This is a genomic window from Lactobacillus gasseri ATCC 33323 = JCM 1131, from assembly GCF_000014425.1.
Classification (GTDB): Bacteria; Bacillota; Bacilli; order Lactobacillales; family Lactobacillaceae; genus Lactobacillus; species Lactobacillus gasseri.
In genome coordinates, this window is the sequence record NC_008530.1 from 1835280 (window position 1) to 1849359 (window position 14080).

A 14080-nucleotide genomic window follows, 5' to 3' on the forward strand; every position below is an offset into this window, starting at 1 on the left:
ATAGAAAGAAGTTTACTATGTCTGCTGAAGCTAAGCAAGGCTACTATGAATTAGTTGAACCACGTACACTATTTAATTCAATTATTCCCGTATTATTAGGAATGATGTATACAGAATATAATTTTCAGTTTTTCAGAATTTTTCCTACAATTGAAATGTGTATTGCCACAATCGTTCTACAAGTTTTCATGAACGTAAATGATGGCTATTGGGATTATAAACGTGAAAAAGCAGCTAAAACGGGTGATCATAAGAAGAATCCCATTGGTAAGTATCACCTTAATCCTAAACACGTTTTAGCTTTTGTTTGGGTATTATTCATCATTTCAGCTGTTTGCGCTATTCTGATTGGATTTCAAACTAATATCTATATTTGGATTGTTGGAATTATTTGTTATGCTATTGCTATTTCTTATTCAACGGGTTCACACACAAGTTCTGCTGGACCGTTTGGAGAGATTGCAGCTTGTTTTGCAATGGGCTTTGGTATTTTCTTGGTAATGGTTTACATCAATGTTTGTTCTAAGGTTTCCTTTAATTGGAACTTTATTTATCCAATTATTCTAGCTGCTGGAATACCTGAAATTTGTAACTTTACTTTAATGCTAGGTAACAATTTATGTGATCATGATGCCGATATTGCAAATGGTCGCCACACACTAGTTTCATACATTGGAATCAAAGGCGGATTATATTTATTTGTATTCAATTATTTACTTGGTTTCTTTTTAACAGGTTGGGCAATTTGGATTGGTGTCCTTCCTTGGAGTGTAGCTTTAATTTTAATTTGTATTCCAACTATCTATAAGAACATGCGCTTTCTTTGGAAAATCCAAACTAAACCTAAATCATTTCCTAAAGTGGTGCAAAATACACAAGTTCTATTTATTACTGAAGCCGTTGGATTCTTTATTGGTTTGATTTTAAATCTTAGAATTAGATAATAAAATAAGGTCGAAACTTCATCTTAGTACGAAGTTTCGACCTTATTTTATTTCAAATTATTTTTATTGCTTCCACGCTGCATCAAATTTTGCTTTACCTGCTTTAATTTGATTATCAACATTTTGACCATTCTTAGCTGCATACAAAATCTTAGCCATAATTGGATCTAATTGACTATAGGCAGCGTTTGAGTTCTTAGCTACTGGAATACTGTACAAGTGTTTCATAGCCCCTTCTAGCTTAGCTGGAAGCTTAGTCTTGGTGTTTTCTTTGTATTCTTTAGATTTCACAACAGAATCATTAACTGGAATATAGCCAGTTGCATTTGCCCATTTAAGTTGAGTAGATTTAGAAGTTAAAAATTGCATATATTTAAATGCGGCAGTTCTTTGCGTTGCTGTTGCTTTTTTAAACATATAAATATCAGTACCTTGCTGCATAGTATATTTACCAGGACGCGCAGCTACATCATAAGTAAACTTATCACCGACTGCCTTTTTAACGTAGCCTTCACCTGCTGATGTTCCAATATACATTGCTACCTTTTCATTAGCAAATGGACCTGATAAGTAGTGTGCTGAACCAGCAGTTGTAAAGTAGCCCTTCTTCATACCTTGAGCGTAGTAATCAATAACTTTCTTGGAATCTTTACCAGTAAAGTTAACTTTATCAGTTAAATTAATTCCTTCATTTTTCATACCCAAAGTATAGTAATTAGCTAAAGAATCAAAACCTGCACCAATAACTTGATGGTTACTCTTCTTATAAATAGTTTCTGAAACTTGTGCTAATTCCTTCATAGTTGTAGGAACTTTTTTAATACCATATTTTTCAAACATGGACTTGTTATAGGTTAAAACTTCAATAGATTTATTAAATGGAATACCGTATTGTTTTCCTTGAATTTTAGCTCCATCCAATAATTCAGTTCTAATATTTGACTTAGTAGCACTTCCCCAACCGAGCTTACTGTTATTAATGTATGAGGAAAGATCAACCAACATATTACTCTTAGCAGCATTATAGAGCCAACCAGGATATGCTTGCGTAATTGTTGGTAAATTATTTGGCGATTGTAGTGTCGAATTTACCTTGGCTTGTAAATCAATGTAAGAACCCTGATTTTCAAGCTTGATTTTAATATTAGGATTTTTCTTTTCAAATTCTGCAGTTAATTTCTCTAATTCTGCACGCTGACCACCATTCATTCCATGCCAAAAGGTTACCGTAGTTTTCTTTGTAATTTTAGTTGGAATATTTGCTGCTGAACTATCTTCTTTATTTTCTTTTGAACATCCAGTAGCAATTAATGCCACCCCTGCAACTAAACCTAAAGCAATCTTTTTATATAAATTCATCAAAATCCTCCAGTAATTTAAAAATTGAAGCACTATTTATTGTACCAAAGTAAAAATCATATACAAGATATTGTAGTGTAAAAAATTGAATTTTTTATTTTGAAATTTTTTATATTTTAAATTACGCGAAAAACGCGCATTATACGTAGCTTTTGTATATATAAAATACGGATATATACGTACATTATAAAGAATAATGTTTATAATTATTCATATTTTTCCTTGAATTACGATTAATAGTCTGCTATCTTTAAATCGTCAACTTCATTAAATAGTTCTGGAGGAAAAAATGAAGATAAAGAAATTTTTGATTGGCGCTGCTATGGTTTTACTCGCTGCAACAAGTGCAGCTTGCTCGAACAGTAAATCTGCTTCTAAATCAAGCGATGGTTATACTCCTAAGGAGTTAAACGTTCAATTCGTTCCTAGTGTCCAAGCTTCTAAGCTTGAAGCTAAAGCTAAACCATTACAGGGTTTACTTGAAAAGCAATTACACATGCCCGTTCACGTAACTGTTTCAACTGATAATTCCGCTTTGGTTGAAGCAATGGCATCTAAGAAAGTTGATGTCGGTTTCTTACCACCTGATGCTTATGTTTTAGCTCACAAACGTGGTGTAGCTGACGTTTTACTTCAGGCACAACGCTATGGCTACGATGAACCAAGTGGTAAGCAAAATCATAAATTGATGGATAGCTACCGTTCAATGATCGTTGTTAAAAAAGGATCTAAGATTAAGTCTTGGAAAGACCTTAAAGGTAAAACTATCGCAGTTCAAGACCCAACTTCTACTTCTGGCTATGTCCTACCAATTGCCGAACTTCACAAGAAAGGTTTAAATGTACCAAAGGATTGTAAGTTAGTTCAAGTTAAGGGACACGATCAAGCTGTTTTATCAGTTTATAACGGAGACGCTGACGCTGCCTTTGTCTTCTCAGACGCTCGTCCACTTGCTGCTAAGGATGCACCAGCTGTAATGAAGGATGTTGTTCCAATTTACTTCACTAAGTACATTCCAAACGATACTGTTTCAGTTAGAAGTGGTATGTCTAAGTCATTCAAAAAGAAGCTTGCTAAAGCATTCAAGGATATTGCTAAGACTAAGAAAGGCAAGAAGATCCTTGAAAACATTTACCAACACTATGGCTATGTAGATTCTAAAGACTCTAACTTCAATATTGTTCGTGAATATGAAGCTGAAGCTAAAAAAGCTCAAAAATAAGTTTAATATTTTTAAAGGCCACCCTGCTTTGACTTGTAGGATGGCCTTTTTCTCGTTTAAAATTAGAGTAGATTTTTAACCGAGGTTTTTAAATGAAACTAAATAAAAAATTTTCTCTATTACTAATAGCAAGTATGATCTTTCTAAGCTTAAGTGCTTGTAGCAAACCCACTCATGAAGACCAAACAAATAAAAAATTAACTAATCACATCGCCTTAATCTCAGACACCAACGGCATTAAGGATAATTCTTTAAATCAATCTGCTTGGCAAGGTGTTAAGAATTACGGTACTAAGAATAATCTTGTTGAAGGAAATAAAGGCTACAATTACTTCGTTCCTAAAGATCCTAAAGATTATCAAGCAACCATCTCAAAAGCCTTAGACAATGATTTTTCAACAATTATTGGCGTTGGTTATACACTTAGGCCTAATATTATTAAGGCAGCTAAGAATAATCCTAAAAAGAACTTTGTTATTATTGATACTCATGCTTCTAAGATCAAAAACTTGGCTAGTATCTCTTTTAAAAATCAAGAAGGAGCTTATTTAGCAGGCGTTGCAGCTGCCTACACCACAAAAAGCCACACAGTGGGACTTATTTTAGGACAAGACAGTAAAGAAATGGATTCCTTTAAAGCTGGTTTTACTCAAGGTGTTGCAGCTACTAGCCGTAAACTTCACAAGCATATTAAAGTATTAACCCAAACTGTAGGTAACTTTTCGGATGCTAATAAAGCTCATGATATTGCCCAGGAAATGTACAGCAAGAAAGCTGATATAATCTTTCAAGCTGCAGGCAAAAGCGGTCAAGGCGTCTTTAAGGCTGCCAAAGAAGTCAATCAAGCCAATCCGGTAGGACAAAAAGTTTGGGTTATTGGTTCAGATGAGGATCAAACAAAACTTGGAAATTACCAGGCAAAAGGCGGTCAACCAGCTAATTTTACCCTTACCTCTGTAATCAAAAGCGCAGATGTAGCTGTTGAAGATCTTGCTAATCAAACTGCTAAGGGTGATTTTCCTGGTGGAAAGAACTTAAATTACGGTCTTAAAAACAAGGGTATTTCTCTAGTACAAGGTAATTTATCTTATCACACCTGGATCAAAGTTCAGAAAGCTAAGCAGAAAATTATTGATGGTAAAATCAAAATAATGGTTGATCGCTAAAAAAGCTGTAGCATATATAAGTTCAGCACAAAAAAGTCATATTAACTTCTGGCAAAAAGTTACTTGTGGCTTTTTTTCTTTACTCTTGTTTCTCCATTAGTACTCATATTACAAAACACACTATAATATAGTTGTATAGATACAAAGAAAGCGTGTTTAAGATGGCTAATGAAAGTAAAATAGTAACTCTAAAAAATGGTTATCATGTATGGACTCGTAAAGAAGGACATGGTCCGATTAAGATTTTACTTCTGCACGGTGGTCCCGGTATGGATCATGAATATCTTGAGCCTTTTTCCGATTACATTAAAATACATCCTGAGATAGAAATTATCTATTATGATCAATTGGGATCATACTTTTCAGATCAACCTAATGATCCAAAGCTATGGACAATTCCTCGTTTTATAGAAGAAATAGAAGAAGTTCGTAAAGCATGGAATCTAGATCAATTTTATTTATACGGTCAATCATTTGGCGGATTATTTGCTTTAGAATATGCCGCTTCTAAATATGGTAAACATGTGAAAGCCCTAATTGATTCAAACATGGTCGATTCATATCAAGATTACGCAAAATATATTAATAAGTACCGCGAATCAATGGATCCTGCTGATGTTTCATATATGAAGAAGCAAGAAGAACAACACAACTATAATGATCCTCATTATCAAGAATTATTGATGAAACTATATCACCGCTGCATTTGTAGAATATCCCCATGGCCAGATGCCGTGCAAAGAACTTTTGACCATATGAATGAGCAAGTTTATGTCACCCTACAAGGACCAACGGAATTTAACATTACTGGTTCATGTAAAAATTGGACAATTCGGGATCGTTTATCCAAAATTACGATGCCTACTCTTGTATTAGGAGGAAAATATGACAGCATGAATCCAGATGACATTAAAGCTTTGGCCGATAGATTACCTAATGGCACAGCTCATATATGTCCTAATGGAAGCCACTTTTCTATCTTCGATGATCAAGAAGATTATTTTAATGCTATTACCAACTTTATTACATCAGTAGAAAAAGAATAAGAAAAAACTAGAGCTTACAAATTTAAGCTCTAGTTTTTTGTGCTATGACGATGTTATGGTAATTGTTCTGGGCTATTGAAAAATAGACTTACTGCCAATCTTCTCACATTTATCCATTTTTGGTTTCTTCTAGTAGGATTTACTCGATTAGTTAAACAAATAAAGAAAGTAGAATGATCTAAATCAAGTGCAATTGATGTTCCAGTAAATCCAGTATGCCATAAAGTTTTACTATTTTTATTCCATCTTTGCCACCCTAAAGTTCTACCCATAAAGTTATATTTAAATAGTACATTAATTATATCAGATGGAATTATCGTTTTGTCTTTATACCTTCCTTTTTGAAGATACATTATGCAGAACTTTTTTAGATCCCCAATTGTAGAAAATAATCCTGCATTACCTGAAACTCCATTTAACATATAAGCTGTTTCATCATGAACTTCGCCCTGAATCAATCCTCTTTGATCCGTCTTTTCTGTTGGTACAAAATCCTGTTTATTTTTATTTAAACAATATCCTGTACTATTCATTTTTAAAGGTTCAAAGACATGGACCTTTAAGCTTTCATCAAGAGACTCTTTATCCACTTTTTCAATAATCATCCCTAGCAAAATAAAATTAAGATCAGAATATATCATATCTGTTCCAGTTGGATAAATAAGTTTCTGTTTAAAAATAGCATCTATCACTTCATCTTTATTTGCATATGAATATACATTGGATAAATCAGCAGCCAATCCAGAATTATGAAGCAAAAGATTCTTAATAGTAATATCTGGATAACTAATTTGTGGAAAATATTTACTTACTTTATCATCTAAATCAATAATTTTCTTCCCCAATAATTGAAGTATACGACTTGTTACACCAACAACTTTAGTTAGCGATGCTAAGTCATAAACATCGCCATCTTTTAACGGTATTTCCTTGTCATAAGTTTTGTACCCTAAAAAACTAGTTTCTACTATTTTATTTTTTATATCTTCTAAGGCATAGCTTATCCCGGGCGTAGCACAATCAGTTATTGCTTGTTTCATTAATATAGATATTTCATTAGTATTTTTCATTTATATTTCTCCAAAATTAAAGCCCACTATAACTTTTCTAGCTATAGTGGGCTTCCTATTAAACACTAAGCATTTTCTTTTGCTAATCTCTTAAACTTATTCAGCGTATCAAAAAGTGCAATTATCTTTGTGCTTATAGTTGTTTTTAAAGAACTAGATTCAACCGATAAATTATTGTCAGTTAAATTAATTGCTTCAACATTATTACCTTTTGAAGCTTCTGTATTAGTAGATTTACTTGCGCTGTCTTTAGCTTCCTTTTCTAGTTGTTTCTTATCCCAAACTTTAAAGAATGGATAGTAAATAACAATAGAAATAATGACGTTAATAATAGATAAAACAGCAGCACGCCAATCAAATCCAGTTGCCATATAAGCCCCAATTGGTCCTGGTAAAGTCCATGGAACCAAAGCGATAGTACGTGATACTAAATGAAGAGCCATTGCAAAGTATGTCAAAGCACCAGTTACCATAGGTGTTACAACAAATGGAATTGCAAAGTATGGGTTTAAAACAATTGGTAAACCAAAAATAATAGGTTCATTAATGTTGAAAATACTTGGAATAATAACTGCCTTACCTAAGGTCTTACCAAATGAAGACTTAGACATAAAGGCTAACAAAATACATAGACCTAAGATAGTACCTGAACCACCAATATAAACAAACCATTGGAAGAATTGTTCAGTCATAAATCTTGGAGCATTAGCAGCGCTCACGCCATGTGCAATTGATGCCATGTTTGCATCTAGGTTCTTGTACCAGTATGGATAAATTGGAGTCGAAGTAATAGCACCATGGATACCAAATAACCAAAATAGTGAGTTAAAGAATGGTGGAATAACTGATGAAATAAAGTTATCTTTACCAAAGTTAGACAATGGTGACAATATTGCCAAAAGTCCTGCATTCAAGTCAAAATGCAATACTTCTTTAATTACCCAAGCTAAAATAATAATTACTGAAGCTGGTACCAAAGAAACAAATGAATTAGAAACTGCAGGTGGAACACCATCCGGCATCTTAATAACTAAATTCTTCTCTTTAAACCAACGAATAATTTCAACTGATATCATTGAAACTAACATTGCAGTAAACAAACCTTGTGCACCAAAATTGGTTGAAGGAAGAACTGTTCCAGCTAACATGCCAGATAATTTAGCTGCTTTAGCTGTTAAAGTACCTGGACTTACAGCTAATATAAAGAATGCCATCGTTGCAACAGTAGCTGAAGAATTTCTATCCAGTTGATAGTGCTCAGCCAATGCAGCAGCCATCGCATAGCATGAATACAAGGCCATCATACCAATAGAAAAAGTAACTGGTACTTGCAATGCAGGTAAATATGGAGTAATAAACTTTTTCCAACTATCTATTGGAAATTGAGAAATAATTGTAAAGAATGAACCGACAATAGCTACGGGAATAATAACTGCCATCCCATCTCTAATTGCCACAAAATAGCGATTACCCGCTAGTTTCGACATTTTAGAGGTGATTTTTGCGGCATTAAACTTAGCCATATTAATACCTCCCGATATATGAAACAAAAGTTAATATAACGTATGAATGAATACGCTATCACTTCTGGCTTTAATATAGCACTATTTTTCAGAAAATGAAATATTTTTTCTTAATTATGTTTATTTTATGCATTTTTAGATATTTTGTGAAATATTTTTTCAAGTTTTATTGAATAGTTACATAAAAAAAGTTACTATGAAATCGCATACAGTATTAGTAAAAAGTGCTTAGGAGGTTTCTCATGAGCTATGTAATCGGAATTGATAGTGGCGGTACCCACATAACGGCTACCGCTTATAAAGATAATATTGCAATTGCTACCACTACTGCTGGTCCAGGAAATATATTTCTGGATCCACAGCAAACCATTAAGAATTTAATTAACGTTATTACTGAAATTTCAGAAAAGTTATCATCAAATACTTGTAACTTAATTTTGATTGGAATTGCCGGACTAGAAAGTGCTGATAATCCACAGCCTTATTTAGATAAAATAAACGATCACTTCAAGTCATTAACTAAAAATATTATTTTTATAAGTGATGCCAAACTGGCTTTAATAAATGGTCTTGAAGGAAAAGATGGATTTTTAGCAATTGCCGGTACTGGATCAATTGTATATGGAAAACAAAAGAATAAATATTTACGTGCTGGCGGTTGGGGATATTTATTAGATGATATTGGTTCTGGCTATCGCATCTCCCAAGAAGCAGTTACCACCGCATTAGAAAAAATGGATCGAGGAGAAAATTCTTCTTTAACACCTGCTATTCTTGAATACTTTAAGGCGGACAATTTAAAAAATATAGTTAGTGAATATTACAAACTTAATCGTACAGAAATAGCAGCTTTTTCATTAAAGCTTGCTCAAGAAGCCGATCGGCAAAATGATGAAGCAATTATGATCTTACAACATCAGGCCGACTTATTAGCTGATGAAATTATTCACTTAATTGAACGTTATCCTCAAGAAAGTATTTCTCTAAATCTTGCCTTATCAGGATCCGTTTTAGTCAATAACCTTATTATTCAGAAAGAAATCGCATCAAAAGTAAAACATGTTTATCCTACTATAAAAATTATGGTTTCTGACAGAAGTAATACAGCAGCAGTCAATTATATTCAGTAAAGGAAGTAGTTAAGTATGACAATGAGAAATTTAGGCCTGTCAATCTATCCAGACCATAGTAATTACGATGACAATGTTCAATACCTTGAGCTTGGACATAAATATGGCTTTAAGCGTATTTTTATGAGTATGCTCGAAGTACAAGGAAGCGTAGAAGAAACTAAAGAAAAATACAAAAAGATAATCTCAATGGGAAACAGATTGGGATATCAAACGTTTCTGGATGTTTCACCACGTATTTTTAAAGATTTAAAAATTGATTATCATGATCTATCCTTTTTCCATGATATTGGGGCAACTGGATTACGATTAGACCAAGCATTTGATGGAGCAACTGAAGCTCTAATGTCTTACAATCCTTATAATTTAATTATTGAATTAAATATGAGTAATAATGTGGACTACTTAAATAACATTATTTCTTACCAAGCAAACACGCCATATATCTATGGTTGCCACAATTTTTATCCACAAAAAGGCACCGCTCTTCCTTATGATTTCTTTGTAGAATGTTCAAAACGCTTCAAAAAATTTAACATTCACACAGCTGCATTTGTTACGAGCCAAGTTGGAAAAATGGGACCATGGAATGTCACAGATGGCTTACCAACACTTGAAGAAGATCGTTACCTTCCAATTCAAGTTCAAGCAAAGCAGCTGTGGGCAACTGGATTAATTGACGATGTTATCATAGGTAACGCTTATGCATCTGGGGAAGAACTAAAAGCATTGTCTGAAGTTAATCCATATCAATTAGTTTTACATGTAAACTATGTTCCAAAGATAAACGACATTGAAAAGACAATTGTTGAAAAACCACAACATTTCCGTAGAGGCGACATGAATAGTATCGTTATTCGGTCAACAATGCCACGTGTAACTTATAAAGACATCCCTAACCCAGCTCACGATAATGAACAAGAATTTAAACGCGGGGATGTTTTAATTGGAAATGATAGCTTTGGAATATATAAAAATGAACTACAAATTGTATTAAAGCCACACATGGAATCAAGAAAAAATAAAGTCGGAGAAATTTCAAAAGATGAATTATTCTTATTAGACTTTATCAAACCGTGGACTAAGTTTAAGCTGTCATCAAAATAAAATGAGTACCATAATAACATCCACACTTTACTCTCCGCATTTAAAATTAGATTGGAACTATGATATCTATCTTCCAGATCAAGTTAATGTCCAGCAAAAGTATCCATTGCTTTTAATGCTCCATGGATTATATGGAAATCATACTAATTTTTTAGATACTAATCGTATTGACTCAAAAAATATCCTAGATAACCTAATGCGCAATACCAAAAAGAAAATTATCGTAGCTTTTGTAGACGGGTTTAATAGCTTCTACATCAACTCTCCATATGGTTTCAAAATGGAAACAGCAATTATTCAGGACTTATTACCCTATCTAATTCAGCAGTATCCTATCGCTACCAAAATTGGTATTGGTGGCATTTCAATGGGTGGATATGGTGCATCAAGACTTGCTTTAAAATATCCTCAAATATTTTCGGCAGCGTTCTTAATTTCACCTGCTGTTTGGAATATTAAACATATTCCTCATTTTATTCATAATTCTATTCATACATTTCAAGATGAACAACATAGTTGGTCAGAAAATTTCTACAATAAAATCTATCCGACTACTTATTTATCACCTATTTCAAATAAAATTAATTTTTATATTGAGAGTAGCAAAACAGATAACGTTGTTCCTATCGAAGATGTAATATGTTTTGCTCAAAAAGTTTCAAGCAACCAGAATCGTGTTCAACTAATAACTGATTCGTTTGGCGCCCACGAATGGAGCTATTGGCAAAAAGCAATAGTTCCAGCTTATATATGGATGATCGATCAATTAGAGCAGAAGAAAGGAGTGATAAATTAATGAATTTAAAAATTAAAAATATTACATGTTCCATTAAAAAAGTCCCATTAAAGAGACCGTTTATTACTGCCTTACACAAAGTCACAGAAATTGAAGGACTGAAAATTGTTGTTGAATTAAGCGACGGTCAAACAGGTACCGGAACTGCAACTCCTAATGAAAAAGTCACCGGCGACACCTTACAAAGCTCGTTAGATATTGTTAATCAAGTCATTAAACCTGCATTAATAAACCAAGACTTCAAAAATTGGAACAAACTTTTAACCACACTTCAAACCTGCATCGTTCATAATACTGCCGCAAAAGCAGCAATGGATATTGCCTTATATCAATTAAAGGCTAAAGAAAACAATGAATCTCTAGTCAACCTGCTTGGCAGTGAAAAAGGTAAATTAACAACCGACTATACAATTAGTATCGGTTCAGATGACCATATGGTTTCTGAAGCTAAATCCTTAGTTAAAGACGGCTTTACTGCTATCAAAATTAAATTAGGCAACAATTCTGTGAGTCATGATATTAAAACCATTCAAAAAATTAGTAAAGCGGTTGGTCCTGATATTTCCTTACGTATTGATTGCAATCAAGCCTGGAATTACAAAGACACTTTAAAAGCTAGTCGAATCTGGGCACAGGATAATTTAAATATTGATTTTATTGAGCAACCTGTTCTAAAAGACGCAATCTCAGATTTAACTTTATTAAGCGAAAATTCACCTTACCCAATTATGGCTGACGAAAGTGTCGCTTCATATCAAGATGCCATTAACTTAATCAAACATCACGCTTGTGACTACATCAACATTAAGTTAATGAAAACTGGTGGCTTATCAGAGGCAATCAAAATTAACGATTTAGCACAGGCTTGTGGTATTAAAACTATGGTTGGTTGCATGATTGAGCCGGTTGAAAGTATTGCCGCAGCTGCTGCATTTGCTGTTGCAAATAAAAATGTTAAATTTATTGATCTCGATTCAATTTTTATGGCTACACAAGATCCCGATCTTGGTAAGTATTTAAAAATTAAAAATAATGAAATTATTCTAAAGGACTAAGACAATGCAACTGGCCAAGATTCAAAAACAAATAGAAAATAATCCTTGGAAAACAGCAATTACTATTCGTAAAAATAATCAAACGATTTTTGAAACTTCAAACGCTAATATGGTTTTTAAATCAGCTTCATTAATAAAATTAGGGATTGCTCTTTATATTGAAGAAGAAAAGCCTGATACAATTGACAATACTCTTAACCTATCTAGTGATGATATTGTTGGAGGAGCTGGCATTATCAATAGGCTAAGCATTAAATCATGGCAGATTAGTGATTTATTAGACCTGATGTTATCTGTTTCTGATAATACAGCTACTAATGCTTTATTGAATTATTACAACATAAATACTATTAATGATTATTTACAGCAAAATTTTCCAAACATTTCTTTAGGTAGATTTTTAATGAAAAAAAGCACTAAAGAAAATACTTGTACAGCAAATTCTATGATGGACGTTTTTGAAAAGCTGCTTGCAGCCAATAACAAAGTTAGTCATGTAGTTCTCAATGCCTTAAAGCACCAAGAAGTAAGAAATAAACTAGTAGCTTACAGCAATCCTAAGTATGAAGTCTTCAATAAAACTGGCGAGTTATTACATGAGCAGCATGATATAGCACGCTTTAAAGCAAACGCTGATGTGATTGATTGCTGCGTATTAACCAATTATCAAAGTCAAAAAGATTATGAAAATATTTTAAATATGATGCAAAAGATCGGAAAAATACTTACACACTAGAAAGAAGTATTTACAATGGAAATTAAAAACTTAACTACGGAGCAACGGAACCCCGCGACTATGCACATTGATTCCATGTCAACTATCGACATGGTCAAAACTATTAATAAAGAAGATCAAAAAGTCGCTGTAGCAGTCGGAACTCAAGACGACAAAATTGCCCAGGCAATAGATGAGGCAGCTAAGCGCTATAGCAAAGGTGGACGTTTAATCTATATCGGTGCTGGAACAAGCGGCCGTCTTGGCGTTTTAGATGCTGCCGAATTAGTTCCTACCTACGGTATCAAACCAGAACGCGCAATCGGATTAATTGCTGGCGGTAAAGGTGCGATGTATGTTGCTGTCGAAGGTGCTGAAGATTCACAAGATCTAGCAAAAAGAGATTTAAAAGATCTTAAACTAAATAAAAACGATATCGTCTTAGGGCTTGCTGCCAGTGGCCGCACTCCATATGTAATTGGCGGTCTTGACTATGCTAAAGCCATAGGTGCTCTAACTATTTCCATTGCCTGTGTTAAAGACTCTAAGATAGGCCATCACGCCGATATAGCTATTGAAGCTGTTGTTGGACCTGAAGCGATTACCGGTTCAACTAGGATGAAAGCCGGAACTGCTCAAAAGATGATTTTGAATATGATTTCTACCGGTGTCATGATTAAGCAAGGAAAAGTCTTTGAAAATGTCATGATTGATGTTAAACCTACTAATTCTAAGCTAATTGATCGTGCCTGTCGCATTATTCAAACTACTACTGGTGTATCTACCCCAGAAGCTAGAAATACTCTTGAGAAGGCGAATAATGATGTTGGTTTAGCAATTGTGATGCTGAAAACTAATTCTGATCTTAATCAGGCTAAAAACTTATTAAAAGCAGAAAACGGAAATGTCGCAGAAGTTTTAAATAAGTAGCTTGCTAGCTAAACAGA

13 protein-coding genes are annotated in these 14080 nt (G+C 33.6%); 10 read left to right on the top strand and 3 right to left on the bottom strand.

Annotation, left to right across the window (positions count from 1 at the left end):
* The first annotated feature begins 17 nt into the window (after positions 1 to 17).
* Positions 18 to 944 carry a prenyltransferase gene (locus LGAS_RS09075; protein ID WP_011678999.1) on the top strand — a complete coding sequence of 309 codons (927 nt, stop codon included), beginning with the start codon at positions 18 to 20 and terminating at the stop codon, positions 942 to 944.
* Positions 945 to 1007: 63 nt separating this feature from the next.
* Here the strand turns inward: LGAS_RS09075 and LGAS_RS09080 are convergent, their stop codons facing one another.
* On the bottom strand, positions 1008 to 2303 hold the full coding sequence (locus LGAS_RS09080; protein ID WP_021314934.1) for an extracellular solute-binding protein: 1296 nt from the start codon (positions 2301 to 2303) through the stop codon (positions 1008 to 1010).
* 289 nt (positions 2304 to 2592) lie between these two features.
* On the opposite strand from LGAS_RS09080, the gene phnD reads away from it, so the two are divergent.
* The 3 genes from phnD (at position 2593) to LGAS_RS09095 (ending at position 5737) form a co-directional block, all read left to right on the top strand.
* On the top strand, positions 2593 to 3525 hold the full coding sequence (gene phnD, locus LGAS_RS09085) for a phosphate/phosphite/phosphonate ABC transporter substrate-binding protein (RefSeq protein WP_003648175.1): 933 nt from the start codon (positions 2593 to 2595) through the stop codon (positions 3523 to 3525).
* A 92-nt stretch (positions 3526 to 3617) separates the two neighbouring features.
* The gene (locus tag LGAS_RS09090; protein ID WP_011679001.1) at positions 3618 to 4691 is read left to right on the top strand and encodes a BMP family ABC transporter substrate-binding protein; all 1074 of its coding nucleotides are present in this window, start codon (positions 3618 to 3620) and stop codon (positions 4689 to 4691) included.
* A gap of 161 nt (positions 4692 to 4852) precedes the next feature.
* Positions 4853 to 5737, top strand: coding sequence for a proline iminopeptidase-family hydrolase (locus tag LGAS_RS09095; RefSeq protein WP_025012183.1), 885 nt, complete (start codon positions 4853 to 4855; stop codon positions 5735 to 5737).
* A 53-nt stretch (positions 5738 to 5790) separates the two neighbouring features.
* Here LGAS_RS09095 and LGAS_RS09100 read toward each other — a convergent pair whose 3' ends face one another.
* Together LGAS_RS09100 and LGAS_RS09105 are read right to left on the bottom strand one after the other, a co-directional pair.
* Positions 5791 to 6807, bottom strand: a complete 1017-nt coding sequence (locus LGAS_RS09100; protein ID WP_003648173.1) for a serine hydrolase domain-containing protein — start codon at positions 6805 to 6807, stop codon at positions 5791 to 5793.
* 65 nt (positions 6808 to 6872) lie between these two features.
* On the bottom strand, positions 6873 to 8330 hold the full coding sequence (locus LGAS_RS09105) for a PTS sugar transporter subunit IIC (RefSeq protein ID WP_021314935.1): 1458 nt from the start codon (positions 8328 to 8330) through the stop codon (positions 6873 to 6875).
* Positions 8331 to 8572: 242 nt separating this feature from the next.
* Here LGAS_RS09105 and LGAS_RS09110 point away from each other — a divergent pair, with 242 nt between their 5' ends.
* Genes LGAS_RS09110 through murQ form a run of 6 tightly spaced genes read left to right on the top strand, consistent with a single transcriptional unit; the run spans position 8573 to position 14063 of the window.
* A complete protein-coding gene (locus LGAS_RS09110) occupies positions 8573 to 9460 on the top strand; it encodes a BadF/BadG/BcrA/BcrD ATPase family protein (RefSeq protein WP_021314936.1) in 888 nt (295 codons plus the stop codon).
* A gap of 15 nt (positions 9461 to 9475) precedes the next feature.
* Positions 9476 to 10567, top strand: coding sequence for a DUF871 domain-containing protein (locus tag LGAS_RS09115; RefSeq protein ID WP_011679003.1), 1092 nt, complete (start codon positions 9476 to 9478; stop codon positions 10565 to 10567).
* A gap of 1 nt (position 10568) precedes the next feature.
* The gene (locus LGAS_RS09120) at positions 10569 to 11363 is read left to right on the top strand and encodes an alpha/beta hydrolase (protein WP_003648171.1); all 795 of its coding nucleotides are present in this window, start codon (positions 10569 to 10571) and stop codon (positions 11361 to 11363) included.
* Positions 11363 to 12418, top strand: a complete 1056-nt coding sequence (locus LGAS_RS09125; protein WP_021314939.1) for a dipeptide epimerase — start codon at positions 11363 to 11365, stop codon at positions 12416 to 12418. Before LGAS_RS09120 ends, LGAS_RS09125 begins: the two co-directional genes overlap by 1 nt.
* A 4-nt stretch (positions 12419 to 12422) precedes the next feature.
* Positions 12423 to 13154 carry a serine hydrolase gene (locus LGAS_RS09130; RefSeq protein ID WP_011679005.1) on the top strand — a complete coding sequence of 244 codons (732 nt, stop codon included), beginning with the start codon at positions 12423 to 12425 and terminating at the stop codon, positions 13152 to 13154.
* 15 nt (positions 13155 to 13169) lie between these two features.
* A complete protein-coding gene (gene murQ, locus LGAS_RS09135; protein ID WP_003648170.1) occupies positions 13170 to 14063 on the top strand; it encodes an N-acetylmuramic acid 6-phosphate etherase in 894 nt (297 codons plus the stop codon).
* Positions 14064 to 14080 lie beyond the last annotated feature (17 nt).